Genomic DNA, 25,169 nt, shown 5'->3' on the forward strand with positions numbered 1-25,169 from the left:
GGGCTGTCGGAGCCACCGGGTGTTGGAGCCGTCGGGTGTGGAATCCGCCTACTTGTCCGTCAGGAGCCGCTGTAGGATGTTCCCGTAGGCGGGGCGGGTGACGAGCACACCGATCAGCACGCCGAGGATCGTGATGATCGCGAAGCCGCGAAGGTCGCCGAGACTCATCACGGCGAGTGGGGACATCGCGATGATCGTCGTCGCGGCGGCAGCCCCGATGACCCAGAACGCCTTGCGGAAGCGCGACTCGAAGACCCGCTGGGAGCTCACCTCGCCGTCGTCCATCACCTCGTCGGCGATGATGACGAGGTCGTCCACCCCCGTCCCGACGACGGCGATGAATCCGGCCACGTGCGAGAGGTCGAGTGGCATCCGGATCAGCGCGGCGAAGCCGAGCAGGATGAGCACCTCGGACATCGCGGTGATGACCATCGGCGCGGCAACGCGCGGATTCCGGTACCGCAGGAAGACCATGCCGCTGACGGTCAGCACCGAGAGGATCCCGATCAGCAGCGAGTAGGTCTTGAACTGGTCTGCGAGCGCCGGTTCGACGCTGAACGTCTGCTGACGGTCGAAGTCGAGCGGTGCAGTCAGCGCACCGGATTCCAGATTGACTGCGAGCTGGTGGGCGTCCTGCTGGGTAGGCGTGATCATCTCGAACGTCGGATCGTTTGCCCACTCGCCGGATGCCATGTTGCTCCCGAGGCGATCACCCATACTGTGTGCGTCGACGACCTCGCCGTCGACCATCGTCAGGAGACACCACTGTGGCTGGTCGTGATCGAAGTCGAACTCGCCGGCTTCGCGGTCCTGGATGCCACACTGCTGAATCCCCTCCGAGGTGAAGCCGTACTCGTTCATTGCGGCCTGATACTCGGTGGCGGCACTGTTCCCGTCAGCATCCTCCGTGTCGTCGACGGTGACCGGGACGTAGTTGTAGCCTTGCTCGTCGTTGTACGAGGCGACACCGACCCTGCTGAAGTCGTCTTCGCCTTCTAGGACGGTCTCGTTCGTCTGGTTACCGTCCTCGTCCGGGTAGTACGCCCACACCTGCACGTCACCGCGGTCGGAGAGCAGTTCGCGTAGTTCCTCCGGGCTCATGCCCGGCACCTCGGTCACGATGTAGTAACTCCCCTCGACGGTGGCTTCCTGATACACCTGTCCACCCGAGAGACCGGCCTCGTTGACGCGCAACTCGATCGTCCGTATCATCTCGTCTCGGGTGTCCTGTGTAACACCGTTCTCGACGTCGTCCTCGCTCACATCGGCATCGTACTCCGCGATGACGGCTGCGAAGTCGGCTGCGCTAACGTCATCGACGAACACTTCGGCCGTATAGCGGTCCTCGTCCTCGTGGTGGCGAACCGTCGCATCGGCCGTCTCGAGATCGAGTTCGGTGTACAGCGATGACTCTAACTCGGAGTGTTGCTCCGATTCGAGATCGATGTTGTCGACCATCATCCCCGTCGGAGGCGCACTCACGCGTGTGCCGCCGTCGAGTCCGATACCGTACTCGATGTTCGTCATCCGCTCCTCGACGCTCTGGTTGGCCTCGTCTTCCTCGAGGTCACCTGCGAGAGAGTCGTCCGCCATAATGCCGCCGGGGATGAACAGCGCGACGAGCGCGAACGCGATGAACATCGCGAGCAGGAGAACTCGCCAGTACTCCTTGACGAATCCGACCGGATTCGCGCTCATGATCGCACCCCGTGGAACTTGTACCACCGAAGGAGACTGAGATTCAACAGGTACGTGTTCATAAGGTCTGCTGCGAGGCCGACGAAGAGGATGATCCCGATCGACGCGAGCAGTTCGACGCCGAACAGCGTGGCGGCGATCCCCATGACGAGCATCGCAGCCATCGACGTGACGGTCATCGTGACACCCGTCTTCGTCGCACGGTAGGTGCTCTCGTAAAAGTCACCGCCGCGCCTGAGAATGTGAGTGTTCAACAGAATGTCTGAGTCGACGGAGTATCCGATCAGCATCAGGAGAGCGGCAACTGTCCCGAGCGAGAGCGGAATGTCTGCGACCGACATGAACGCGAGCGGGATCATGAGGTCCGAGAACGCCGAAGCGACGATCGCAATCGACGGCACGAACGTCCGGAAGAGCAAGAACGCGAGCACGCTCATACCGGCGAATGCGACGCCGAGGCCGAGCAGCGCAGTCTGCTGGGTCTGTGCTGCGAAGCTCGGTGACGCCGTCGACTCCTGCTGGACGATTTCGTTATCGCCGTCCTGCGCGAGTTCCGCCTCGGCTTGACTACTCAACTCCTGAATCGCGTCCTGGTCCTCGATACCGGCGAACTGAACGGTGTACTGGTTCTCGACGCCAGGAGCCTGAATTCCCTGTACAGAGTCCGGCTCGACGCTGAATGCCTCCTCGATCTCCGCCTGCGAAGATGTCGTCTGAACCGTCAGCTCTGCACCGCCTGCGAAGTCCATCCCGAGCGGAACCGGCGTCCCGGTCACGAGAAACGAACCGCTCAGAATGAGCAACGCGACGGCAAGGACTGCGAGTGGCACCGCCGCAAGTTGGCGGTTCGTGTACCGGGTGTACGATATGTCCGGTACGTCGAAATACCCCATATATCGGACTACTAGCAAGCGATTGAAGTAAGCCTTCTCAATTTCTCCTGTCGGTTTCGACAAACGATCACCTGAAACCACAGCACGCTCAAGCACCTCGAGACCGTATCGGCGACCATGACGACACAGCCAGAAACGGAGACAAAGACGGAGAGAGAACGCGCCGACAGTCGCAACCGAACCGGCCGCGACCCCGCAACACGCGTCGTCGTCTCCTATCCGGAGGACCTCTCAGAGTGGGGTCGGTTCCAGGTCGAAAAGCCGTCGTTCCGGGCATTCCTCCGGAAAACCCGCGACGAAGCGCGAGAAGGTGACGAGTGGGAGGAGTTCGTCGGCGTCGGCTGCTGTGGGAACTCACTCGACGTTCCGCTCCGTGTCGAAACGGTCGAGGGCGGCGCAGGTATCGGCGAACACACCGAAATCACCTACACGGTTCGTGAAGCCTGCGGCATTCAGGGAAGCTGGCGCGTCCAGAGTAAGGGTGGGCCGAACCAGGCCTGACAAGCGCGCTCGTTGTGTCGGTCGTCAGCACCACCCCGTCCCCCTCAATCCGGCAGGTACCGCACGCTCAATACCCCGTCGTCCACCGTATCGAGCCCTGCCGTTCGTCGCACCTCCACCCGCACCGCATCGAGTCGCGCCGCCCGCGCGATCGTCTCCTCGTCCTCGAGTACGTCCTGTGCTGCGGCCTCGACTTCCTCGGCCGGAACGCGGAAGACGTGGATCTCACCTGTCCCCGCGCGCTCTTCCTGAATCAGGTCGCCGGTCTCGGCGTCGGCCGCCAGCTCGGCTGCGTGTTTGGTCGGTGAGAGATCGCTGTCGACGAGGTCGACACGCCGGCGCTCGGCCACCTCGATCACCTGCCAGGTGACCTCGAGCGGCGGCTCCGGCGCGACGGTCGCCTCGAGTACGTCGTTCGCGTCGAGGCCGGGGTTCGAGCCGAGGGTGTGTATCTGTGCGGTGTCGACGTCGCGGACGACGGCCGACTCGTCCTCGGCGTGCGTGACGACGAAGGTCCCTGTTTTCTCGTTCTCGGACCCGGGTTCAGTCTCAGTCATAGCCGACCGTACGCGCGAGACCATTTTCGGGGTTTCGGCTTCCGGGCGTCGAACCGAGTCGCCATCCGCGACCAGTTCACCGCAGGACGCCACGACACCGACCCGATGACGGAACGCCTTTACACCAGGCGGTTGCCCTCTCGGGCATGAACGTCGACATCGGAAACGCGCTCGCGAGCGTCGCCTCACCCGGTATCTCTCGGGATGCACTCGAGTCCCTGGACGAACAGGTGGCGGCTGCACACGAGCGCATCGAGGCCGGCATGGACGCCGGCGAGCACGGCTACGAAGCGCTCAATCTGCCGGAGCGGACGGATACGGACGAGATCCGGCTCGCCGCCGACCGCGTTACCGGCCCGGAGACGAGCGCCATCGTCACCGTCGGTATCGGCGGTAGTGCGCTCGGGGCGGCGACGATCACCGACGCGCTAAACGGCGAAGCGGACCCGGAAGCGATATATCTCGACAACGTCGACCCCGAGTGGCTCACGAGCGAACTCGCGCGACTCGACCTCGAGACAACCGTCGTCAACGTCGTCTCGCGCTCCGGGACCACGGCGGAGACGCTCGCGAACTTCCTCGTCGTCCGCGACGCCTTCGAATCCGCCGGCGTCGACTGGACCGAGCGAACGATCGTCACGACCGGCGAGTCGGGACCCCTTCGCGACCTCGTAGACCGCCACGACCTGCCATCCCTCACGGTTCCTGACGGCGTCCCCGGACGCTTCTCTGCGCTCTCGGCGGTCGGTATGGTCGCCGCCGCCGTCTGTGGCCACGATCTGGACGCCCTTCTCGAGGGCGCGGCCGCGGAGGCCGAGACGCTGACCGGTTCGCTGTTCGAGTGTCCGGCCTACGCCTACGGCGCGACGGCCTACGCGCTCGACGCGCGCGGTGCTGGTATCAACGCGATGATGCCCTACGCGGAGGCACTCGAGACGTACGCCGAGTGGTTCGCCCAGCTCTGGGCGGAGAGTCTGGGGAAGGACGACCTCGGACAGACACCTGTTCGCGCGCTCGGGGCGACGGACCAGCACTCCCAACTCCAGCTTTACCGAGCAGGGCCGCGGGACAAACTGGTCACGTTCGTCTCCGTCGAGGAGAGCGAAGACCGGGAGATTCCGGACACTGACGTCGACGACCTCGCGTACCTCGGCGACGCGACGCTCGGAGAGTTACTCGACGCCGAGTTCGAGGCGACGGAGGCGAGCCTCGCTGCAGCCGGTCGACCCAACGTCCGCGTCGAAATCGAACGCGTCGACGAGTTCGAACTCGGCGGCCTCCTCTACGGGATGGAAGCCGCGTGCGTTCTCGCAGGCGAGCTGTACGGCGTGAACACGTTCGAGCAGCCGGCGGTCGAGTGGGCGAAGAAGGCGACCCGCGGGCTGCTCGGCGGCGGCGAGTTCGAAGAGGCCGAGGCGGTCGCCGAGAAAACTGAACTGCGCGTCGAGCGCTGACACTGCCAGTTCTCGCCCGTCCCTTCCGCCTGCGAACAGCTGTCAGGTTCCGGATGCGGAGCCCATATGAGTACTCACACGAACAGACACGTATGACCGAAACCGCACGGACCGAGTCCGGGTCGGTCGCGACCGACGCCGTCCCGGGCATCGGAACCGGCCTCTCGGCGGTGATGGCGGCGACTGTGCTCGTCCCCGCCAATCAAGGGATCACCGACCCCGCAGTCATCGCAGCGGCCGTCTTCGCCGTCGTCGCTGTCGGTGCCTTCCTCGCGATTCGCTACGGGAGTGGAACACATCGGATCGCCGCTGGCATAGCAACCGCCGCCAGCGGTGGCGTCCTCCTCTGTACCGCCTACGCACTGAACCAGGGACTCACCGCCTCGACCGAGTTACCTGGGCTCTCGACGTCAATCTCGCTCCTCATGGCCGGCTTCCTTATCGCCGGCCTCACAGTCGGCATCGGTGTCGCTGCCGCCCTCGAAATCAGCGCCGCAGGGCTCAGAGATCGTAGCTCGCAGATGATCGTACTGACGCTGCTCGGTGTCACTGGACTGTTCGCCGCCGAACTCGCCGGTGTCTTTCTCGCACTCCCAGTGATGGAAATCGTCGGCGACCTCTCGACCCCCGGCTTCCTCGTTATCGCCCAACTCGGCATGGCCCTCGGCACCGCGATCATCGCCGGCATCTACCTCTCCGTCACCGACCGGGGACTCGAGTTCCTCGACCTGCGCGTCCCGACGAAGTGGGACGTGATCTGGACGGTGGGCGGGCTTGCCTTCCTCTTTGGCGTGTTGATGACCATTTCGCTGGCCTTTCAGACGATCGGTGTCGAGAGTGCAGACCATGGAACGACCGAGCAGGCCGCGGAAAACCCAGAAATTCTGCTCGTGTTGATTCCGGCGTCGCTGCTCGTAATCGGGCCGTTCGAGGAGTTGCTGTACCGGAACGTTATCCAGAAGGCACTGTACGACACCTTCTCTCGCGTCGGCGCGATCGTCGCCGGGAGCGTCATCTTCGCCGGCGTCCACGTCCTCGCCTACGCGACTGCTGGCCCGGGCGCGGTCATCGCAAGCCTCGGCGTCATCTTCGGCCTCTCGCTCGTGCTCGGCACGCTCTACGAGCGAACCGATAACCTGCTCGTGCCGTCAGTCGTCCACGGTGTGTACAACGCGATTCTCTTCGCGAATCTCTACCTGGTCTACGGCTGAGCCGTCAACGGAGAACCAGGCCGCTTCTGTGACGATTGTGTCTCATATTGGGGAGCAACGGCGGGGAACTGCGATGAGTCTCAGCCGGTACTCGAGTAACCCACCGCAGTTGCCACTCGACAAACGAGCAGGCTGACGGGACGGCAGGCTGTCGGGATGGTGAGAATCCGTAGTGTCAGTGACCGATGAGACGACGCTACGACGGATTCTTGCGTGCGAGATCGGAGCCACAGATCGGACACCGATCCTTTTCCTCGTCGAACTCGCGGCCACAGCCCTGACACTGGTAGTGCCAGTGGCGCTGTTCGTCGATACCTTCGCGGGCGATTACTTCGACAGCGACGTTGAGTTTCTCTGCGACGTTTTGCATCGCGTAGTCGTCGGTGACGAGCGTCGCGTCGAGTTCGAAACTCGCAGCAACGAGCCTGATGTCCGTATCGGAGAGGACGCCAAGATCACCGGACTCTTTGGCTGCCCGGCGGACCTTCTCGGTCGTATCCTCGTTTGGAATGTGGATGTGCATCCCCGATCCCTCCATCGCGTCGTAGCGATAGGCGCTCTCGTCCTCGAGCTCTTCGCGGACGAGGGGGATGGTTGCAGTCTGTTCTGTCGTGTGGAAGTCGTGGATAAAAGCCGAGGAGTCGAGAACGTACATGCCCTTAGCGCTGAACGACGATGTAGTCTTTCACCGCTTGAACGCGGCTGACGGAGACGAGAAACCGGCCGGCGTCGTCGACGTTGAAGTCGACAGCCCGCTCTGGCAGTTCGTCGTCGGGTTCGATAACGAGGTCGTGAAGCTGCCCCGATTTGAGGTCCATCGTGATGTTGTACAGCAGGCCCAGCTCGGTGCCGTCCGATCCCATGACGGACTTGCCCGAGAGATTTTCGGCGAGTATCTCACTCATGCATACTCGTATTTACTAATCGGTATTAAAAACCTCGGGCTCAGAAAGGGGTCGTGTCCGATCGTCGTCTTGTTTTGGACTGATCGGGGCGAATCGACTCCCAGAGCGTGACGATGGGTTTAACTACTGCCCGGCAGACCTCTAGACAAGACCTTCTCTGGTGGTTCATCATGTCGGATACCGATACGGACACGGACACGGGCGCGGGATCGCACGATCCCACATCTCTCAGAACGCCGATCGTCGCCGTCCTCGGGCACGTCGATCACGGCAAGACAAGTCTCCTCGACAAAATCCGCGGCTCCGCGGTCATCGAGGGTGAAGCAGGCGCGATTACTCAGCACATCGGGGCGACGGCCGTCCCGCTCGACGTCGTCTCATCCATCGCGGGCGACCTCGTCAACCCGGACGACTTCGATCTGCCGGGGCTGCTCTTTATCGACACGCCAGGACACCACTCCTTTACCACGCTTCGCTCCCGAGGCGGTGCACTGGCAGATATCGCGATTCTCGTCGTCGACGTCAACGACGGCTTCCAGCCCCAGACGCTCGAGGCGCTCGATATTCTCAAGCGCTCCCAGACGCCGTTCATCGTCGCGGCGAACAAGATTGACACGGTTCCCGGCTGGAACCCGAACGAAGACTCGCCGATCAATGCGACCTACGAGGCCCAGTCGGACCGCGTTAGCTCCCGCCTCGACGAGAGTCTCTACGAGATTATCGGCAACCTCTCGGACGAGGACTTCTCCGCCGACCTCTACTGGCGCGTGCAGAACTTCCAGCGCAACGTCGGTGTCGTCCCCGTCTCCGCGATGACCGGTGAGGGCGTCCCCGACCTGCTCGCGGTCATGATGGGGCTCTCCCAGCGGTACATGAAAGAGGAGATGGAGATCGACGTACAGGGCCCCGGCGTCGGCACCGTCCTCGAAGTCAAAGAGGAGAAAGGCTTCGGGACCACGATCGACATCGTCCTCTACGACGGCACGATCAAGGCCGACGACAAGATCGTCGTCGGCGGGATGAACCAGCCGATCGTCACCGATGTGCGCGCGCTGCTCCAGCCGCGCCCGCTCGCTGAGATCCGAACCGAGAGCCGGTTCGAAAAGGTCGACGAAATCTCGGCCGCCTCCGGTATCAAGGTCGCCGCACCCGAACTCGCAGACGCAATGGCCGGCGCGCCGGTTCGCGTCGTCCGCAACCGCGAGCTTGACGAGGTCGTCGACGAAGTCGAGGCCGAACTCGCCGATATCGCCGTCGACACCGAAGAACAGGGCGTCGTCGTCAAAGCAGACACCCTCGGCAGTCTCGAGGCGATGGCCGACGCGCTGGGCGAAGCCGAAGTCCCGATCGTCCGCGCCGAAGTCGGTGACGTTGCACCACGAGACGTCTCGGTTGCCTCCACCGCAGAGGAGCCAAAACAGCGCGCGATCCTCGGCTTCAACGTCGAGACGCTCGCCGACGCCGAACAGCGCGCAGAGACCGAGGACGTGACGGTGTTCACCGACGAGGTCATCTACCAGCTCATCGAGGAGTACGAGGAGTACGTCGACGAGCTCGAGCGTGCCCAGCAGGATACGATCCTCGATAACATCGTTCGTCCCGCCCGGTTCCGCATTCTCCCGGATCACACCTTCCGACAGAACGACCCCGCTGTGGTCGGTGTCGAAGTCAACTCCGGAACCATCCAGAACAACGCGAACGTGGTCAAGTTCGAGGGGAACGAGCCCGACCGCGTCGGCCAGGTCAAAGGGATTCAGGAGCAGGGTGAAGACGTAGACGAAGCGCGCGCGGGCAACCGCGTGTCGGTCGCGATCGACGGACCGACTGTCGGTCGCCAGATCGAAGAAGACGACGAGCTCTGGATCGAGATTCCCGAAAAGCACGCGAAGATCTTAGAACAGGAACTGGCGAGCGAGATTCCCGGCGACGAGCTCGAGGCGCTGAATATGTATCTGGACAAACAGCGCAGCCGAGATCCGTTCTGGGGTAAGTAGCGCCACTGGATCTGGTTCGCAGTTATCGATAGCAGACTGTGCTGCTACTTTGCGAGACGATGTAGTGACACTCAGAGACACGCGTCCGGGTCGAATCGACTATCTCGACGACCCCAACTACCTTGGCTGCCTCAACGACCTCTGTCAGTTAGTTTGGATCGAGCTCTGGATCAGCAGCACCTGATCGGTTTTCTGTGCGTTCAGTGTCGGATTTGCGCTTGTGCTCGTGGTCGGATGCCACGTCGGCGTCGTGTTCGTTCCATTGATCGTACGCGTCCCGGCCCTTACCATCTCGGAGGCGAACGAGGGTTGCACGCAGCGACTCCGGATCGTCGATCACCGAGCGGTCACAGCGGACGTCGAACCACCGGTCGCGTTCGACGATCAACTGGTCGTCGGTGAGCCGAATCTCACCAATACGGTCCCAGGAAACGAGTCGCCGCTCGAAGTTGTCGACGAGCAGGCCGTTCTCGTACGCTCCGAGGGTGGTCATCCCCCACTGGCTATCCGCACTCGGCTCTTCCCAGACACCCCATCTCCAGCCATACCGGTCACTCAGCCACATGAACGCCGGAATAAGCGCGTAGAGGAGAACCCAGCCGCCCGACCCATCGCCAACGAGCAGCGAACTGAGGCCGAAGACGACCGTCAAGATCGTGAAGCCGAGCAAAATCGCTCCCTGGAACCCGCTCTTGAACGACGGTCGGCGCCACTGCCACGATACGACCGGTTCGTCCGGCGTCACTGCGTCGATGTGGCGGTGGCGAGCCATCTGGGAAACACCCAGCGTAACGGCTCCGCTGAGCACCGTAAAGAGCCCCGCCGTGAGCGGAAATCGGCCAGTGGACTGGAGGACACCCATAGTGGGCGCAATTGCACTGGCACCGAATCCGAGGCTGGGCAGATACCAGGCGAGACGACGGCGGCGACTGCCACCGAGTCGTTCGGGCAGGTCGCCGAGGCGGTCGCCGAAGACGAGCGAGAAGAGCAGGGCGGCGACGACGGTACTCGGTGTCGTGACGAGGATGGTTTCGGTTCCAGCGCCGGCTGCGACGGAGCCGAGTGCAGTGATGCCAGCGACGATGATACCGAGGTAGAATCCGAAGCCGGCTTTGAAACTGAGATCGGGCGTGCGGTCAGACATGATGTCGGTGGAGGGGAAACCGTCGAACGATGGCGTTATACGGATATCTTGGTCACACTACAAAATAATTCGGACACGTCGGCGACCGTGGCGGTTCTGTGGACGGTCGTGTGACGAGTATCGTGCAGTCCGGGCAGGAAGCAGAGTTAGAGACACAGCAGTGAACGGGCTTTGGCGACGGGCAGTGAAGAGAGTTCGACGATGAGACAACGAACGGGGTTTGACGCCGAGGCAGCGAACGGGACTGGCGAGGGTGACAATCGCTGTCGGAGGCCGTCCAGTCCCGAAATCGTTTTCAACCGCTCACGCGGACACTCGGTATGCCGACGGAACCGGACACTCATTATGACCCCTCACTGGGGAACAAGTTCATCTTCGTCACCGGCGGCGTGATGTCGGGACTCGGAAAGGGGATTACAGCCGCGAGCACCGGCCGACTCCTCAAAAACGCCGGGTTCGACGTTACCGCCGTGAAGATCGATCCGTATCTGAACGTCGACGCAGGGACGATGAATCCCTACCAGCACGGGGAGGTGTACGTCCTGGAGGATGGCGGCGAGGTCGACCTCGACCTGGGGAACTACGAGCGATTCCTCGACATCGACATGACCTCGGACCACAACATCACCACCGGGAAAACCTACCAGCACGTCATCGAGAAGGAGCGTGCCGGGGACTACCTGGGGAAGACGGTCCAGATCATCCCCCACATCACCGACGATATCAAGCGACGCATCCGCGAGGCCGCCGAGGGCACCGACGTCTGTATCATCGAGGTCGGTGGGACGGTCGGAGACATCGAGGGGATGCCCTACCTCGAGGCCCTGCGCCAGTTCGCCCACGAGGAGGACGAGGAGGACATTCTGTTCACGCACGTCACGCTCGTCCCCTACTCGAAGAACGGCGAACAGAAGACCAAGCCAACACAGCACAGCGTCAAGGAGGTCCGCTCGATCGGGCTCCAGCCCGACGTGATCGTCGGCCGCTGTGAGGACAAACTCGACCCCGAGACCAAGGAGAAGATCGCGCTGTTCTGTGACATTCCGACGGAAGCCGTCTTCTCGAACCCCGACGTCGAGGATGTCTATCACGTGCCGCTGATGGTCGAAGAGGAAGGACTCGACCAGTACGTCTTAGAGCACTTCGGCCTCGCTGAGGAAGCGCTGCCGGAGGGCGAACGCGCGAACGACTGGCGCGAAATCGTCACGACTGAAAAGGACGGCGCGGTCGACATCGCACTGGTCGGCAAGTACGACCTGACAGACGCCTACATGTCGATCCACGAATCGCTCAAGCACGCCGGCTTCGAGGTCGGCGTCGACGTAAACGTCCACTGGGTACCGGCCGGCGAACTCGCCGACGGCCATGAGGATCAACTCGAGTCGGTCGACGGCGTCATCGTCCCCGGCGGCTTCGGCATGCGCGGGACGGAAGGCAAGATCGAGGCGGTTCGGTACGCCCGCGAGAACGACGTGCCGTTCCTCGGGCTCTGTCTCGGCTTCCAGATGGCCGTCGTCGAGTACGCGCGAAACGTCCTCGGCTACGAGAACGCTCACTCCGCTGAAATGGACGAGGAGACGCCACATCCGGTCATCGACATCCTGCCCGAGCAGTACGAGGTCGAGGACATGGGCGGCACGATGCGCCTCGGCGGTCACACGACGGTCATCGAACCGGAGACGCTCGCCTACGAGATCTACGGCGACACGTCCTGTTCCGAACGCCACCGTCACCGTTACGAAGTCAACCCCGAGTACTTCGAGGACTTCGAGGACGAGCCATTGACGTTCTCCGGCACCGCGGGCAACCGGATGGAGATCCTCGAACTCGAGAACCACCCGTACTTCCTCGGGACGCAGTTCCACCCCGAGTATACGTCCCGGCCGGGACAGCCGAGCCCGCCGTTCCTCGGGCTGGTTGAGGCAGTCGTTGACGAGAGCGGTGGAAGCGCGTCGACGGGTACGGAACACGACGCAGGCAGCGACACTGACACAGACACCGAAACGGAGGTTACACACTAATGGTAGACACAGAGACGTTCGTCCCGGAGGCAGTCGCAGAGATCGAAGACGAAATTGGCGACGCAAACGCCGTCATCGCCCTCTCGGGCGGTGTCGACTCGTCGGTCGCCGCAGCGCTCGCCTACGAGTCCATCGGAGACCAGCTCACGCCGGTCTACGTCGACACCGGCCTGATGCGCAAGGGCGAAACCGACCAGATCCGCGAGACGTTCGACTACATGGACTCGCTGCGGATCGTCGACGCGAAGGATCGGTTCCTCGAGGCCCTGGAGGGCGTGATTGACCCCGAAAAGAAGCGCGAGATCATCGGCGAGCAGTTCATCCGCGAGTTCGAACGCGAAGCCAAAGACGCCGACGCGGACTACCTCGTCCAGGGGACGATCTACCCCGACCGGATCGAGAGCGAAGGCGGGATCAAGTCCCACCACAATGTCGGCGGACTCCCGGACGTCGTCGACTTCGACGGCATCGTCGAACCCGTCCGCGACCTCTACAAGGACGAAGTGCGCGAGGTTGCACGCCACCTCGACCTCGACGAAATCGTCGCCGAACGGATGCCGTTCCCCGGTCCCGGTCTCGCCGTGCGCGTCATCGGCGAAGTCACCGAAGAGAAACTCGAGGTCGCCCGCGACGCCTGTCACGTCGTCGAGGAGGAACTCGAGGAGTACGAGCCGTGGCAGGCCCTCGCCGCGGTGATCGGGAAGGCGACCGGCGTCAAAGGCGACAACCGCGTCCACGGCTGGGTCGTCTCCGTTCGGTCCGTCGAGTCGCGTGACGGGATGACCGCGCGCGCACAGGAAATCGACTGGGAGACCCTCCAGCGCATCCAGTCGCGCATCACCGGCCAGAACGAAAACGTGGCCCGGGTCGTCTACGACGTGACCCACAAGCCACCGGCAACGATCGAGTACGAATGAGCGAGGATACCCAGAACCGACGGGCAATCGTCGCCGGTCCCGACGAGGACGAGATCGGCGCGGCACTCGAGAACGAAGGCCTCACGGTCACCAGACTCAACGGTGTCGTCACGCGGCCACAGCTCGAAGAAGCTGGGATCGTCGACGCCGAGCTGTACGTGCTGACCGATATCGATCAGGCGACGACGATTCCGATCGTCTGCGATCTCACCGACGACCTGCGGACGGTCACCTACGCGCGACGGACTGTTCCCGAGTTCGTCAAGGGACAGCTCGATCTGGCGATCGATCCGCGGCTGATGTCGGCCACGGTCGTCGCGGAAGAACTCGCCGGATAAGTCCCCGGCAACCGCGACCGCTCTTCTAGCCTATCTGTACCCGGGGCACGGAGTATATGAATCGGCAAATACTGCCACACTCGCCGGAGCGAACCGACAAACTGAACGAAAGTCGGTTTCACCGTCTGTGAACGGTCCTCTGGTCCGAATCCAGCGATTAAATCTGGCTTAAATCGGGCGAAATCCGGCACAAGATGGTTCGACCATCACGGCAGTTCAAGTAGGTCCCGGCGATAGTACTCGATGGAGGTCGACGGGCTACCCTCACCCAAGGCACCCAACGCCAACTCCCGTGACTTCCAGCAATCCCACCACAGCACCCTTCCCCCCACCATTGCCACACCGTTGTGGCGCAGGCTACACTGCACCGGCCTGCGCCACATTCCGCGGTGTTGGCAGTTGACTCGGGACGCGCTTGTGTCCCGAGTTCGCTTCGTTTCTGAGCGAGAGCTGTAGCTGCCGCTGTCCTCACGCGGTGATCGTAGCGATATAGTGATCGTCGACAGACGACGCGTTGCAGACGACGCGTTCAGATAACGCAATACAAACCAGCTGTTGCAACCCACGTCGATCACGACGACCGGACGCGCTCGAGGACCGGAATCTCCGCAAGCCGCTCCTCGGAGAGCGCCTCCCAGTCGAGCCCGGCCGGTTTCTCGCCACCACCTGGTCGCAGCACTCGCTCTGGCGTGACGACCAGCTCCATCGGCACGTCGTGGTCGTCCAACTCGAGTACCTCGGCCTCAGCAGCCGTCAGCAGTTGCCGCTCGTGAACGGTCGTCGCGACCGGCGTTTCGTCGTCGACGAGCCCGAGTTCGAAGAGGACGGCGAACTCGAGGTCGCTGTAGCCCTCGCCCTTGCCGATTCGGCCGCCGTCTGCGGGATCGGACTCGGGGTCGGCGCGAACGCCGACGCTGCCGGAGACGATCAGGTCGATTTCATCGACCGCTTCGGGGCCGACCTGCTCGCCGTGTGTCGACGACCCCGATACCGTGGTGGCCGCGTCGTAGTCGTCCAGTTCGTCCGGATCGAGTTTCAGGAAACACTCCTCGTCGCGCAGCCGCGGCACCGCCATGTACACGGTTTTGCCGTCGCGCAGCGCGCGTCGGCGAACCGGAAGCTGTGGCGCGTCGGGGTTCGCTTTGATCGTCGTCGCCTGCTCCCACTCGGGTTGGGCTGCCAGGCGCTCGGCGGCGGATTTTGCGTCTTCGAAGTTCGGAATCCGACCGTGCGGTGGAAACGGGAACCGCGCGACGCCGCTGTCCTCGAGTTCGTCCCAGACGCGCTCACGGATCGTGTCCTTCGACGCTCTGTCGTCGGCCTGAGACGGCTGCGCTCGTGCATCGTCGCCGGTGACCTGCTCGTCGGTCACACGTCCTCACCACCGTTCGCCTCGGCCGTCGCATCCGGCCCAGTAGCTGGCGATGCGTTCGACTCAGCAGCGGTCTCTTCGGTGTCTGCCGGACCGTCCTCCTCGTCTTCGTTCTTGTCCGCATCGTTCTCACCGTCCCCGTGGTCTCCGTCGTTCCCGCCGTCCCCGCCGTCTCCATCCCGTGCGAGTTCGACGAGGTGTGGGCTCTCCGGGACGAGAATCTCCGTCGCCGCGAGTTCGGCTGCATCCGCGTTACCGGGCAGACAGAAGAGAAGCGTCTCCTCGGTGACGCCGGCGAGCGTCCGTGCGCCGACAGTACGGCTGCCGTGTGCCTCGTAGGAGAGGTGGGTAAACAGCTCGCTGAACGTGGCCAGGGGCTTTTCAATAAGGGGCTGAACCGCCTCGATCGTGATATCGTTCGGTTCGATACTCGTCGCTCCCGCCGTGAGGACCACGTCCACGTCGTCGCGGTCGATCATCCGCGAGACGATCGACTGAACGGTGTCGTGTCCGCGGCCGACGTGCTCGCGCATCGATACCTCGTGGCCCGCCTCGGTAAACGTCGACACGAGGACCTCGCCAGCGGCGTCGGACTCGAGTGTCCGGTCGTCGGCGACGGTGACGAGTCCGATGCCGAGCGTGTGTGGGGTCTCGGTTGCCTCGGTCGCTTCGGTTGCTACGGCCCCGTCAGTCGTCGATTCGGCGGCTGTATCGGCTGGTGATGACTCCGACGGTGACTCGCTCGACTCGTTCATGGGCCGCATTGACCGCCGGCCGGTAAAACACTGGTTCTTGTTGGTGCGATGTGGGCGATACTGGTGTGTACGGTGTGTCTGCGGTCGGTAGCGATGTTGCGCCCGCGTCGACCGGTCATCGCCACGGAAGGCGGCTGTATCGAACAGATCGGTACTGTGAAGCGATCGTCCTCGATAGGTGTGGGAGAATCGAGGATATCCCAACAGGTTCACAACTGTTATGCCGCTGTTTCGGACTATCTGTAGCTATGCAGGCAACCAAGATCACCGCACACGGCGGGACCGACGGCATCGAGTACGGCGAGTATCCCGACCCCGAGGTGGGTCGCAACGACGTGCTCGTCGACGTCAAGGCCGGCGCGCTCAACCACCTCGACGTGTGGGTTCGGCGCGGCCTGCCGACGCTCGATCTCGACCTGCCCCACGTCCCAGGGAGCGACGCTGCGGGCGTCGTTGAAGTAGTCGGCGAAGACGTCACCCGGTTCGAGCCGGGCGACCGCGTCGCGGTGACCGCGGGCGTCAACTGCGGCCACTGTGAGTTCTGTCGCAGCGGCGACCCCACCCTGTGCGTAAACTTCCATCTCCTCGGCGAGCACGTCACCGGCGTCCACTCGGAGTACGCCGCCGTTCCCGAGGACAACCTGATTCCCGTCCCCGAACACGTCGACTGGATCACTGCAGGAGCGTCCTCGCTCGTCTTCCAGACCGCCTGGCGAATGCTGATCGACCGCGCGGACATCGAGGCCGGCGAGAAGGTGCTCGTCCTCGGCGCGAGCGGCGGCGTCGGCCACGCCGCCCTGCAGATTGCAGACTACGCCGGCGCGGAGGTGTACGCAACGGGCAGCACCGAGGACAAACTCCAGTACGCCCGCGAGCACGGCGCAGACCACGTGGTCAACTACGAAGAGCAGAACTTCGCGGAGTGGGTCCGCAGCGAGACCGGCAACCGCGGCGTCGACGTCGTCGTCGACTACATCGGTGCCGGTACCTGGCGCGACTCGATCAAGAGCCTCGCAAAGAACGGCCGCCTGGTCACCTGCGGCGGCACGGCCGGTGGCAATCCGGAGACGGACATCCCGCGCATCTTCTGGAACCAGCTTCAGATCATCGGCTCGACGATGGGGTCGCCCGGCCAGGTCGACGACGTGATGGAACTCGTCTGGGACGGCACGTTCACGCCCGCGATCCGCGAGGTACTCCCGATGAGCGAGACTGCCCGCGCCCACGAGATTATCGAGGGGCGGGAAGGCTTTGGCAAAGTTGTCGTGCGCCCGGATAGCGAACTCTGAGGCGAACGACCGACAGCCCGGCACGTCAGCCGCCCACACCAGCGAACCGTGAGTGCTTTCATCACCGAGTCAAAAGCCTCTACTGTGACCTCGAGCGACGACGGCGGCTACGTCCACGATCCATCGGCGTTCGACGGCGACGGGACGGCCACCGCCGAGAACGAGACGGGCGACAGCGCCGACGAAACCGGCGCAGACTGGACCGAGAGCCCGCGCAATCCGGCGACGGTCGACCGCGACTTTGACTGGCGCGGCTGGGTGCTCGTCGGCGTCATCATCATCGCGTTCCTCGTCGCTCCCATCTCAATCCTGCTCTGGCCGCCGACGCTCAACTACTTCGTTGCACTGCTGATCTTGCCGCTATTCCCGGCGGCACTGCTCGCGATTACGGCAGTGTGGGCGACGACCCGACCGTAGCTCACGAGTCGAATCAGTACTGGACAGCGCTCGAAGCGACCAAAACACCGTCCGGCAAAATACGATTACGGCTCGTCGGAGACAACCCAGCAGTTCTACTCGAGTACAACCGCTGAACTAGCCACGGGACTCGAGTACCCCGTCCAGTCGGTCGATGGCAGCGCGCCCGTGCTCGACGTCTCGCGACGGTGTTTCCTCGCGGTCGACATACTCGGTTAACAGCGTCGTGAGCCGCCGAATCTGTGCTGTCGTGAACTGTTCTGTCTCGTCGTTCGACTCGACTGTTTCGACCAGGGAGAGTGTCCACGATGGTGGTGTCGACTCCTCGTCGAGCGCGTCGTCGACTCGGTCGACGAGCGAGTGGTGGACGACCCATTCTTCTTCTCTGGAGAGCGTGACGTCGTGGTGTTCAGTTTCCGATGGTGGGGTACTCATTGCGATACTGGACCGATTTCGTCGGCCCTCGCCCGACACTACGTGGGAGGCGCTCATAAAGTTTGTCACGTGATACCACACATCAACCACCGGCGACGAGACGACAGGTGTCGGCTCGAATGCACGGGGCCACAGTTGGCCCGCTAGAAAATGCGAACGCCAGAGTTCGGATCGAACAGTTGTGTCTCCGAGCGCTCGAGTACCAGTCCGTACTCGTCGCCGTTGTCGCCGTCGAAGTCGGCGTGCGTGACGACGGTGACGTTCCCGTACTCGGTCTCGAACAGGCTGTGCGTCTCGTCACCGAGCGGTTCGTCCAGGACGTGCTCCGCTTCGATTCCCGCTGTCGCGTCTGCGACGGTGATATGCTGGGGGCGAATCCCGACGCGAACGTCGCGTTCGACGTAGCCCTCGAGTTGGTCCGCGCTGGCGTCGAGGGAGATGGTGTGGCCGCCGAGGGCGACAGCTGCGGTGCCGTTTGCGGATTCGACGTGGGCGTCGAAGAACTCCATGGCCGGCTGCCCGATGAATTCGCCGACGAAGTCGTTTGTGGGTTCGTCGTAGACTTCTTTCGGTGGGCCGGCCTGCTGGAGTTCGCCGCCGTCCATGATGGCGACTCTGTCGGACATGGTCATCGCCTCTTCCTGGTCGTGGGTGACGTAGAGGACGGGACAGCCGATTTCGTCGGTGATACGTTGGACGACCGGACGGAGTTCGCGCTTGAGTTTCGCGTCCAGATCGCTCATCGGTTCGTCGAAGAGGAAGACGGAGGGGTCACGGACGAGCGAGCGGCCGAGTGCGACCCGCTGTTGCTGGCCGCCGGAGAGCGAGGCGGGCATTTTATCGAGCTGGTCTCTGATCTGCAGGAGGTCGGCGGCTTCCTCGATGCTTTCCCGGCGTTCGTCCTCCGGCACACCGGCGATTTTCAGGCCGTACTCCATGTTCTCGCGGACGGTCATGTGCGGGTAGAGCGCGATATCCTGAAAGAGCAGGGCCACGTCGCGTTCCTGTGGTGGCAGCTCCGTCACGTCGCGTCCGTCGACCGTAATCGTGCCGGCGGTCGGCGTGTCGAGGCCGGCGACACACCGGAGTGTCGTCGTCTTTCCACAGCCGGAGGGGCCGACGAGGGTGAGGAACTCGCCGTCGTCGATGGTAAGCGAGAGGTCGTCGACCGCAACGATACGTCCGTCCGGGGCGTCGAACACCCGGGTCATGTTGGAGATATTGACTGTCATTGTCTCGTGAGTGAGTTGCGTGTGTCGTTTCGGTGTGATTGTGTCGGTGTCAGCAGTCAGCGCGTGCGAACTTCGAATCCCTTCAGCAGGTACTCCTGCAGGAAGTACGCGAACAGCAGCGGCGGAATCGTCATCAGGAACGAGACCGCCATGATGTCGCCCCAGGAGGTGTACCCGCCCTGGTCGATGAGGCGCATAATACCCGGCGCGAACGTCGTCGAATCCTGACTCGGAAGCAGGATCTGGGCGAACGTGAAGTCGTTCCACGCGATGGCGAACGCGAACAGCGCGCAAGCGACGATCGCGGGTTTCGTCTGTGGAACGATTACGTCCCAGAACGTCCGCCAGCGTGAGGCACCGGCGATCCAGGCGCTCTCCTCCATCGACTCGGGAATCGTCTGGATGTACTTCCACATGAGCCAGACCGCAAACGGCATCGAGATCGCCGAGAGGGCGATGACGAGGCCGATTCGTGCGTTCAACAGCCCGGTTTCCGACCAGATGAGGTACAGCGGCAGGCCGAGCACGATCGGACTGAACATGTAGCCAAGCAGCAGGAACTGCGCGAACGACTCCTTGTACTTGAACCGGAATCGCGCCATCCCGTAGCCCGCGACGAGCGACACTGCGACGACCAGCACGATCGTGCCGACGGTGACGACGATCGTATTGATGACGTACGTCGGCACCGCACCGGCAGTCAGGACGGTGAAGTTCTCGAGTGTCACCGTCTCCGTCGAGGGGAACCAGGCGAACTCGGTGATGACCGCCTGGCTGTCAGTGAACGCGTTCTGGACCATCCAGTAGATCGGGAACAGGATAATCGCCGAGAACAGCGCGGCGCTGCCGTACAGCGCGACCTGGTAGATTCGGTCGCGAGTCTCGTAGGAGAGGCGCTGCTCGCTCTCGGTTGGTGCGCTCATGTGTCCACCTCCTCGGCCGGGTTGAACGCCCGGAAGTAGCAGTACGCACCGATCGCGAGGAAGATGAACATGATCACGGCCATCGCGTTCGCGAGTCCGTAGCTATTCTCGAGGAAGGCGGTCCGGTAGGCGAGGATCGGCAGCGTCGTCGTCGCGCCCGCCGGCCCGCCTTCGGTCAGCATCCAGATGATGTCGAACTTGTTGAACATGAAGATCGCACGCAAGAGGACGGCGATCAGGAGTACGCCCATGATCCGCGGGAGGGTGATGTCACGGAACATCTCCCAGCGGGAGGCACCGCAGATCTTCGCGGCCTCGTAGAACCGCTCTGGAATCGCGCGCAGTTGCGCGAGCGTAAAGATGGTCACGAAGATCGAGAACTTCCAGGAACCAATGAGGATGACGAGTGGCATCGCCCACGTCTGGTCACCGAGTGCGAACGTCCGTTCGTCCCACAGACCGATGTTCGAGCCGGCGATGTGAAGGACGCCGATCTCGACGTCGAACATGAACAGCGCGATGAGCACGACGATGACCGTCGGGACGAGATACGCCGTAAACGCGACAGCAGTCAGGAACCGCTGCCCGTAGCTGATCTTGTTCAAGACGAGAGCAATCCAGAGGCCGACGAGGAGCTGTAACACGGTGCTGCCCACCATGAACAGCCCACCAAGCCAGAGCGCCGACCAGAACGACCCCATGCTCAACACCTCGACGTAGTTCGAGAACCCCGTGAAGGTCCACTCCGGCGCCAGGAGTGGGATCTCGAACAGCGAGGCGTAGAACGCGAACGCGATCGGTGTGACGGCCACGAACAGGTACAGCAGGATCACCGGTAGCACCGTCAGCCAGCCTCGAATCGCCTCCGAATCGAGACCAAGCCGTTCGGTAACCGACCGGCGGTCGGTGGCCGCTGTCGATTCGACCGTTTCACTTGCCATGTGTTACCTAACCATCTGCCCTGTTGGTATTAAACGCTTCGACGGGTTGGTTACCGTTTCGACCCAGATTGCGAATTCTGGAAGGTTAGACAAGTGTTGAGAAAAGGTTGGAAATTAAAATAGTGTATAAGTAGAACGGTGGAAGATTCGTGGTCGTGGCGGAGCCGCCACAGCAGCTACTGTAAACGAACGCTACGGTTTCTACCAGTCTTTTGCTAGACTCCAAAATAGACAAACGTCGTTCTCGAGTTCCTCTAAATCGACCTATCTTGTTAGCTCGATGGCGATCTATACGTTACTCTGCTAACCCAAAGAATAATATATTGAAGCTTGGTATCATACCACGTGAGCAGAGAGAACTTACACACCCGACGCCAGCTACTGGGGGCAGCGGGTGCAGGCACGGCAGCAGCGATCGCAGGGTGTCTCGGTGGTGAGAACGGATCCGACGAGATCCACTTCTACACCGATTACAGCACGGAGAGTTGGCAAGACCGGTGGGAGAGCGACCTCATTCCGGCGTTCGAAGACGAGACCGACAACACGGTCAACCCGGAGTACGCAGGCTTTCAGGGCGACAGCGAAGAGCGTCTGATGAACCTGATTCAGGCCAATGATCCGCCAGACATCCACGTCGAGACGTTCTACACGGCCGCAGACATCTGGGCACAGGGCATGCTCCAGCCCATGTCCGACACCCTGGCAGCCGTCGAGGAGGTAAACGGCGATATCAACGTCGAAACGTTCGAAGACGAGGAGGGCGTCGTCAGCCAGGGCGACACGTTCCACGTCTCCCACGGCGGCTACACCAACGTCCTCGTCTATCGTGAGGACATCTACGAGGCACTCGGCCTCGAGGTACCCGAAACCTGGGACGAGCTCGTCGAGAACGCCGAAGCCATCGACGAAGCCGAGGAGTTCGACAGCACCCGTGGGTTTGCGACGCAGGCCGGCGTCGTCGGCCAGAGCCGCGAACTGTTCTGGATGTTCCTCTACCAGAACGGCGTCGACACCCACCAGATGGAAGACGGCGAGGTCGAAGTCTGGGTTCCAGAGGAGGAAGCCATCGAGGCCCTGGAGTACCTCGAGGAACTGTCCCAGTACTCGCCTGATCCGTCGAATCTGAACTGGGGCACCTCCCTCGAACAGTGGGTGCAGGGCCGTATCGGCCAGATGTACCACGTCAACGGCTGGGCGGCAGGCGTGGCGGCGGCCGAAGGTATCGATCCGATCGCAGAAAACACGGCGGTCGCGCCGCTCCCACGAAACGACATTCCACTCGAGGAGTCGTACATGACGTTGCCAACTGGGAACGGCTACATGGTGTTCGAGGACGGAGACGATCCCGATGGTGCCGTCGAGTTCATCGAGTGGCTCTACGCGGACTCGATCGAGCGGACGGCATCGCTGTTCGAACAGGAGCCGATGCGGTTGTTGCCGGCGTACGACGACGTGGTTACCTCCGATGCGTACGAAAACCTGGACTACTTCCAGGAGTGGCCCGAGCACCTCGAGATCAACCAGCAGATTCAGGAGGAAATCGTGCCGATGTACGGCCAGAACGTCGACGAGAGCCCGACCACCGGTGCGGAGCAGTACGCCCTGAGCGGCTACCACTACGCCGACATGATGAACCAGATCATCGTCGGCGACGCGGATATCGAGGAGGCGCTCGCGGACGCGAAAGAACAGGCCGAAGAGCGCCTCGAAGAGGGCAAGGAGCTGACCGGTGGCTGGTGACGGGTCGCCGACGCAACCGAACCGAAACCGAACGAACGACGGTCTCCCGCGATAACCCGTCGTACTGGTACTGGTACTGACACTGATGCGAATTCCGGATCTCTGGCCGACCTCCCAGCCGCCGACGCCACGTCTCGAGACCGCCGGCCGACAGCTGCTGGTCGACCGCGCCCTCGCGGCGATGCTCGATCTCCTGCTCTGTTACGTGGTGTTCGTCGCTCCACTCGTCTACATCGCGCTCCTCGTATCCCCCCAGTTCGGCGCGCTTGGTCCGGTCGCAGTCGCGATTTCGCTCGCGCTGTTGGTCCCGATCAACCTCACGTACACGTTCCTCTTCGAGTGGAAATACAGTCGGACACCGGGGAAGGTCGCCCGCTCATTGATGGTCACGACAGCGGCCGGTGAGCCGTGTACGCTTCGCGCCAGCGCAGTTCGAAACCTCTGTCGGTACATCGACGGCCTCGGCATCCCGCCGGTACTCTACGCCGTTGGCTTGCTCACCGCCGGCGTCTCGTCGACCGGACAGCGCGTCGGCGACCGCGCGGCAGATACCGTCGTCGTCCGCTCCGGGACGGCGACAGACGCGAACAAGTAGCCGGACGCGAGTTTTACACGCTGATCGGCCTCTTGAGACAGCGCTACTCGAGTTCCGGCTCGTGCTGTGGTCCGCGCTGCGTATCTCGTCGCATCGCGATCTCGAACCACGGGCAGAGACGGAGTTGTCGGTACCACTCCGGATGCTCGGCCAACCGTTCGTAGGGGACCCACAGCAGTCCCGCAACTTCGTTCTCGTTCGGGTCGAGGTCGATGTCGGCCAGCGAGAGCTTCAGCACGGCACAGACCTCGTGTTCGACGCCCGCGTTCTCGAAGTAACGTTTGTACTCGAAGCGGTCGGTGACCCGCAGATCGTCGTACTGGTCGGGTGTGATGCCGAGTTCTTCCTCGAGTCGCTGGCGGGTCGCCTCCTCCTGACTCTGCCCCTCGACGGGGTGGGAGGCGACGGTGCCATCCCAGTAAGACCCCCAGAGACGCTTCTCGGGGGCGCGCTGGGCGAGCAGGACGTTGTCGTCCTTGTCGAACACGAGCGCGGTGAACGCGCGGTGGCGAACGCCCTCGCCCGTGTGGGCCTCGAGTCGGTTGACGGACTCGAGTGCGGTGTCGGTTTCGTCGACGGCGATGACGTCCTGGCGAGCGTTCTTGTGCTCGTGCTCGTGTTCGTGTTCCTGGTCGGTGTCGTCGTGTTCGTGATCCTCGGCAGGCGCGCCAGGTGTGCTCATAGATACACAATCACAGCGATGCGTGAAACCAGTTCGCCTTCTGTGGTTCCCGTGGGCTGGGCGGCCGATACGCCGCTCGGGCAACTCGGTGGGTCCGCACTCGAAGAACCCGGCGTTCGGGTTAGGAGTCACTAGCCCACGAAGTCGGTTCGGCATCAGGGCCGTCTACCGCGTCGGGATCTGGCTGGTACGACTCGCCGACAGCCACGTTGAGCGTTTGCTGGATCGTCTCGAGTTCCAGCGTCGCCGCCTCGAGTAACTCGCCGTCCAGGCTGTACTCGACGGGACCATCGAGACACTCGATCGTCAACGACGGTGTCTGCCGGCGGACGATGTGTTCGCCACCCCGGTCGAACAGCCCGTCCAGCGCCGCATCCCCGAGCAGGGTCGACGGTGAGACATCTTCGACGATGGTAACCTCGAAGCGGCCGTCCTCGACGTTGGCCTGTGCAGCCCGTGCACTGGTGAAACGCCGACAGTTTCCGACGAGGACGAACATCGCGTTTCCCTCCCAGGCCCGTTCGGTCCCCGTCTCCTCCTCGGTGATCTCGACGCGCAGCGACAGCGACTCGAACGCCGCGACCGTCTCGAGGGTGGCCTTCACGTACGCGAGTACACCGAACTCACGCTTTCCCTCGGGAGTGGTCGCGCCGCTGGCTTCGGCGGTCACGCCGCCGACGCAGGAGTTGACGAACGCCCGATCGTTTGCGACACCGAGGTCGATTCGCCGTCGTCGTCCGCGTTCGAGCACCTCGAAGCCGTGTTCGATGCCCTCGATACCGATGTTCGTCGCGAAGTTGTTCCCCGTCCCCGCAGGGATGACACCAAGCGTTGTCGTCTCGAGTTCGTCTGCAGCCACGATACCGTTGACGACCTCGTTGATGGTTCCATCGCCGCCGACGGCGGCGATCAGGTCGGCATCGGGTGCGGCCTCGCAGGCGAGTTGCTTCGCGTCACCGGCCGCTTCGGTGCGTCGAATCGCGAAGTCGTGGTCAGCCGCAAGTTCGACGGTGTCGTCGACGTGATCCTGTGCGCCGCTGACGGGGTTGAGGACGAGGACGCGATCACCACTGTCGTCGCTGTCGCCGCTTGGATCACCCGCCGGTTGCATAGCCCACCGTATCCCAACCAAGTGCAAAAGGGTCTGCCCGGCGT

General features: G+C 62.9%; 25 protein-coding genes. 11 read left to right on the plus strand and 14 right to left on the minus strand.

Translation table 11 applies throughout. The annotated features are described in order from the left end of the window. Window positions 1–48: 48 nt before the first annotated feature. Both BBD46_RS08210 and secF read right to left on the minus strand, forming a co-directional pair. Entirely contained in the window at window positions 49–1,698 is a 1,650-nt protein-coding gene (locus BBD46_RS08210) for a preprotein translocase subunit SecD (RefSeq protein WP_071401242.1), read from the minus strand. Then, window positions 1,695–2,591, minus strand: a complete 897-nt coding sequence (gene secF, locus BBD46_RS08215) for a protein translocase subunit SecF (RefSeq protein ID WP_071401243.1) — start codon at window positions 2,589–2,591, stop codon at window positions 1,695–1,697. The genes BBD46_RS08210 and secF overlap by 4 nt, the downstream gene beginning before the upstream one ends. A gap of 117 nt (window positions 2,592–2,708) precedes the next feature. On the opposite strand from secF, the gene BBD46_RS08220 reads away from it, so the two are divergent. Beyond that, window positions 2,709–3,092 carry a hypothetical protein gene (locus BBD46_RS08220; RefSeq protein ID WP_071401244.1) on the plus strand — a complete coding sequence of 128 codons (384 nt, stop codon included), beginning with the start codon at window positions 2,709–2,711 and terminating at the stop codon, window positions 3,090–3,092. A gap of 44 nt (window positions 3,093–3,136) precedes the next feature. Here the strand turns inward: BBD46_RS08220 and BBD46_RS08225 are convergent, their stop codons facing one another. Then, window positions 3,137–3,649: a DUF5812 family protein gene (locus BBD46_RS08225; protein ID WP_071401597.1), complete on the minus strand. Its 513-nt coding sequence runs from the start codon at window positions 3,647–3,649 to the stop codon at window positions 3,137–3,139. Window positions 3,650–3,795: 146 nt separating this feature from the next. Between BBD46_RS08225 and BBD46_RS08230 the strand changes: the two genes are divergently transcribed. Beyond that, entirely contained in the window at window positions 3,796–5,103 is a 1,308-nt protein-coding gene (locus tag BBD46_RS08230) for a glucose-6-phosphate isomerase (protein ID WP_071401245.1), read from the plus strand. Window positions 5,104–5,195: 92 nt separating this feature from the next. Beyond that, window positions 5,196–6,314 (plus strand): CPBP family intramembrane glutamic endopeptidase, encoded by a 1,119-nt coding sequence (locus tag BBD46_RS08235; protein WP_071401246.1) that lies wholly within the window; start codon window positions 5,196–5,198, stop codon window positions 6,312–6,314. 196 nt (window positions 6,315–6,510) lie between these two features. Here the strand turns inward: BBD46_RS08235 and BBD46_RS08240 are convergent, their stop codons facing one another. Beyond that, entirely contained in the window at window positions 6,511–6,969 is a 459-nt protein-coding gene (locus tag BBD46_RS08240; RefSeq protein WP_071401247.1) for an NOB1 family endonuclease, read from the minus strand. Window positions 6,970–6,973: 4 nt separating this feature from the next. Next, on the minus strand, window positions 6,974–7,219 hold the full coding sequence (locus BBD46_RS08245; RefSeq protein WP_004215029.1) for a PRC-barrel domain-containing protein: 246 nt from the start codon (window positions 7,217–7,219) through the stop codon (window positions 6,974–6,976). 170 nt (window positions 7,220–7,389) lie between these two features. On the opposite strand from BBD46_RS08245, the gene infB reads away from it, so the two are divergent. Continuing rightward, window positions 7,390–9,213 (plus strand): translation initiation factor IF-2, encoded by a 1,824-nt coding sequence (gene infB / locus BBD46_RS08250; protein ID WP_071401248.1) that lies wholly within the window; start codon window positions 7,390–7,392, stop codon window positions 9,211–9,213. A 148-nt stretch (window positions 9,214–9,361) separates the two neighbouring features. On the opposite strand, the gene BBD46_RS08255 is transcribed toward infB, so the two are convergent. Continuing rightward, complete coding sequence (locus BBD46_RS08255) at window positions 9,362–10,357, minus strand: hypothetical protein (RefSeq protein WP_071401249.1); 996 nt, start codon at window positions 10,355–10,357, stop codon at window positions 9,362–9,364. Between the two features lie 320 nt (window positions 10,358–10,677). Between BBD46_RS08255 and pyrG the strand changes: the two genes are divergently transcribed. The 3 genes from pyrG to BBD46_RS08270 are packed head-to-tail and all read left to right on the plus strand — an operon-like array spanning window position 10,678 to window position 13,633. Then, window positions 10,678–12,378 (plus strand): glutamine hydrolyzing CTP synthase, encoded by a 1,701-nt coding sequence (pyrG, locus tag BBD46_RS08260; protein ID WP_071401250.1) that lies wholly within the window; start codon window positions 10,678–10,680, stop codon window positions 12,376–12,378. Continuing rightward, window positions 12,378–13,295, plus strand: a complete 918-nt coding sequence (gene guaA, locus BBD46_RS08265) for a glutamine-hydrolyzing GMP synthase (protein WP_071401251.1) — start codon at window positions 12,378–12,380, stop codon at window positions 13,293–13,295. The genes pyrG and guaA overlap by 1 nt, the downstream gene beginning before the upstream one ends. Then, window positions 13,292–13,633 (plus strand): DUF7126 family protein, encoded by a 342-nt coding sequence (locus BBD46_RS08270; RefSeq protein WP_071401252.1) that lies wholly within the window; start codon window positions 13,292–13,294, stop codon window positions 13,631–13,633. Before guaA ends, BBD46_RS08270 begins: the two co-directional genes overlap by 4 nt. A gap of 571 nt (window positions 13,634–14,204) precedes the next feature. On the opposite strand, the gene BBD46_RS08275 is transcribed toward BBD46_RS08270, so the two are convergent. Together BBD46_RS08275 and BBD46_RS08280 are read right to left on the minus strand one after the other, a co-directional pair. Next, a complete protein-coding gene (locus BBD46_RS08275) occupies window positions 14,205–15,005 on the minus strand; it encodes a 5-formyltetrahydrofolate cyclo-ligase (RefSeq protein WP_071401253.1) in 801 nt (266 codons plus the stop codon). Beyond that, complete coding sequence (locus tag BBD46_RS08280; protein ID WP_071401254.1) at window positions 15,002–15,760, minus strand: MogA/MoaB family molybdenum cofactor biosynthesis protein; 759 nt, start codon at window positions 15,758–15,760, stop codon at window positions 15,002–15,004. The genes BBD46_RS08275 and BBD46_RS08280 overlap by 4 nt, the downstream gene beginning before the upstream one ends. A 248-nt stretch (window positions 15,761–16,008) precedes the next feature. Between BBD46_RS08280 and BBD46_RS08285 the strand changes: the two genes are divergently transcribed. Together BBD46_RS08285 and BBD46_RS08290 are read left to right on the plus strand one after the other, a co-directional pair. Further along, window positions 16,009–17,049 (plus strand): zinc-binding dehydrogenase, encoded by a 1,041-nt coding sequence (locus BBD46_RS08285; RefSeq protein WP_071401255.1) that lies wholly within the window; start codon window positions 16,009–16,011, stop codon window positions 17,047–17,049. 84 nt (window positions 17,050–17,133) lie between these two features. Further along, window positions 17,134–17,466 carry a hypothetical protein gene (locus tag BBD46_RS08290; RefSeq protein ID WP_071401256.1) on the plus strand — a complete coding sequence of 111 codons (333 nt, stop codon included), beginning with the start codon at window positions 17,134–17,136 and terminating at the stop codon, window positions 17,464–17,466. A gap of 117 nt (window positions 17,467–17,583) precedes the next feature. Here the strand turns inward: BBD46_RS08290 and BBD46_RS08295 are convergent, their stop codons facing one another. The 4 genes from BBD46_RS08295 to BBD46_RS08310 form a co-directional block, all read right to left on the minus strand. Further along, on the minus strand, window positions 17,584–17,901 hold the full coding sequence (locus BBD46_RS08295) for a hypothetical protein (protein ID WP_071401257.1): 318 nt from the start codon (window positions 17,899–17,901) through the stop codon (window positions 17,584–17,586). A gap of 143 nt (window positions 17,902–18,044) precedes the next feature. Further along, window positions 18,045–19,133, minus strand: coding sequence for an ABC transporter ATP-binding protein (locus tag BBD46_RS08300; RefSeq protein ID WP_071401258.1), 1,089 nt, complete (start codon window positions 19,131–19,133; stop codon window positions 18,045–18,047). Window positions 19,134–19,189: 56 nt separating this feature from the next. Further along, window positions 19,190–20,056, minus strand: a complete 867-nt coding sequence (locus tag BBD46_RS08305; RefSeq protein ID WP_071401259.1) for a carbohydrate ABC transporter permease — start codon at window positions 20,054–20,056, stop codon at window positions 19,190–19,192. Further along, complete coding sequence (locus BBD46_RS08310) at window positions 20,053–20,997, minus strand: carbohydrate ABC transporter permease (protein ID WP_071401260.1); 945 nt, start codon at window positions 20,995–20,997, stop codon at window positions 20,053–20,055. Before BBD46_RS08310 ends, BBD46_RS08305 begins: the two co-directional genes overlap by 4 nt. Before the next feature lie 345 nt (window positions 20,998–21,342). Between BBD46_RS08310 and BBD46_RS08315 the strand changes: the two genes are divergently transcribed. Both BBD46_RS08315 and BBD46_RS08320 read left to right on the plus strand, forming a co-directional pair. Beyond that, window positions 21,343–22,737: an ABC transporter substrate-binding protein gene (locus BBD46_RS08315; protein ID WP_071401261.1), complete on the plus strand. Its 1,395-nt coding sequence runs from the start codon at window positions 21,343–21,345 to the stop codon at window positions 22,735–22,737. An 85-nt stretch (window positions 22,738–22,822) separates the two neighbouring features. Further along, window positions 22,823–23,332: an RDD family protein gene (locus BBD46_RS08320; protein WP_139173549.1), complete on the plus strand. Its 510-nt coding sequence runs from the start codon at window positions 22,823–22,825 to the stop codon at window positions 23,330–23,332. Between the two features lie 43 nt (window positions 23,333–23,375). On the opposite strand, the gene BBD46_RS08325 is transcribed toward BBD46_RS08320, so the two are convergent. Then, the gene (locus tag BBD46_RS08325; RefSeq protein WP_071401262.1) at window positions 23,376–24,014 is read right to left on the minus strand and encodes an NUDIX hydrolase; all 639 of its coding nucleotides are present in this window, start codon (window positions 24,012–24,014) and stop codon (window positions 23,376–23,378) included. A 121-nt stretch (window positions 24,015–24,135) separates the two neighbouring features. Next, window positions 24,136–25,125 carry a diacylglycerol/lipid kinase family protein gene (locus BBD46_RS08330; protein ID WP_071401263.1) on the minus strand — a complete coding sequence of 330 codons (990 nt, stop codon included), beginning with the start codon at window positions 25,123–25,125 and terminating at the stop codon, window positions 24,136–24,138. Window positions 25,126–25,169: the final 44 nt, after the last annotated feature.

It is taken from the genome of Natrialba sp. SSL1 (genome assembly GCF_001861355.1).
Lineage (GTDB): Archaea > Halobacteriota > Halobacteria > Halobacteriales > Natrialbaceae > Natrialba.

Coding starts and splice junctions, on each gene's coding strand:
- BBD46_RS08300 (WP_071401258.1), bottom strand. CDS start 19,133: ATGACAGTCAATATCTCCAACATGACCCGGGTGTTCGACGCCCCGGAC.
- BBD46_RS08330 (WP_071401263.1), bottom strand. CDS start 25,125: ATGCAACCGGCGGGTGATCCAAGCGGCGACAGCGACGACAGTGGTGAT.
- BBD46_RS08210 (WP_071401242.1), bottom strand. CDS start 1,698: ATGAGCGCGAATCCGGTCGGATTCGTCAAGGAGTACTGGCGAGTTCTC.
- BBD46_RS08310 (WP_071401260.1), bottom strand. CDS start 20,997: ATGGCAAGTGAAACGGTCGAATCGACAGCGGCCACCGACCGCCGGTCG.
- BBD46_RS08230 (WP_071401245.1), top strand. CDS start 3,796: ATGAACGTCGACATCGGAAACGCGCTCGCGAGCGTCGCCTCACCCGGT.
- BBD46_RS08325 (WP_071401262.1), bottom strand. CDS start 24,014: ATGAGCACACCTGGCGCGCCTGCCGAGGATCACGAACACGACGACACC.
- BBD46_RS08320 (WP_139173549.1), top strand. CDS start 22,823: ATGCGAATTCCGGATCTCTGGCCGACCTCCCAGCCGCCGACGCCACGT.
- BBD46_RS08295 (WP_071401257.1), bottom strand. CDS start 17,901: ATGAGTACCCCACCATCGGAAACTGAACACCACGACGTCACGCTCTCC.
- BBD46_RS08245 (WP_004215029.1), bottom strand. CDS start 7,219: ATGAGTGAGATACTCGCCGAAAATCTCTCGGGCAAGTCCGTCATGGGA.
- BBD46_RS08270 (WP_071401252.1), top strand. CDS start 13,292: ATGAGCGAGGATACCCAGAACCGACGGGCAATCGTCGCCGGTCCCGAC.
- secF (WP_071401243.1), bottom strand. CDS start 2,591: ATGGGGTATTTCGACGTACCGGACATATCGTACACCCGGTACACGAAC.
- BBD46_RS08255 (WP_071401249.1), bottom strand. CDS start 10,357: ATGTCTGACCGCACGCCCGATCTCAGTTTCAAAGCCGGCTTCGGATTC.
- BBD46_RS08225 (WP_071401597.1), bottom strand. CDS start 3,649: ATGACTGAGACTGAACCCGGGTCCGAGAACGAGAAAACAGGGACCTTC.
- guaA (WP_071401251.1), top strand. CDS start 12,378: ATGGTAGACACAGAGACGTTCGTCCCGGAGGCAGTCGCAGAGATCGAA.
- BBD46_RS08220 (WP_071401244.1), top strand. CDS start 2,709: ATGACGACACAGCCAGAAACGGAGACAAAGACGGAGAGAGAACGCGCC.
- BBD46_RS08280 (WP_071401254.1), bottom strand. CDS start 15,760: ATGAACGAGTCGAGCGAGTCACCGTCGGAGTCATCACCAGCCGATACA.
- BBD46_RS08305 (WP_071401259.1), bottom strand. CDS start 20,056: ATGAGCGCACCAACCGAGAGCGAGCAGCGCCTCTCCTACGAGACTCGC.
- BBD46_RS08285 (WP_071401255.1), top strand. CDS start 16,009: ATGCAGGCAACCAAGATCACCGCACACGGCGGGACCGACGGCATCGAG.
- pyrG (WP_071401250.1), top strand. CDS start 10,678: ATGCCGACGGAACCGGACACTCATTATGACCCCTCACTGGGGAACAAG.
- BBD46_RS08235 (WP_071401246.1), top strand. CDS start 5,196: ATGACCGAAACCGCACGGACCGAGTCCGGGTCGGTCGCGACCGACGCC.
- BBD46_RS08240 (WP_071401247.1), bottom strand. CDS start 6,969: ATGTACGTTCTCGACTCCTCGGCTTTTATCCACGACTTCCACACGACA.
- infB (WP_071401248.1), top strand. CDS start 7,390: ATGTCGGATACCGATACGGACACGGACACGGGCGCGGGATCGCACGAT.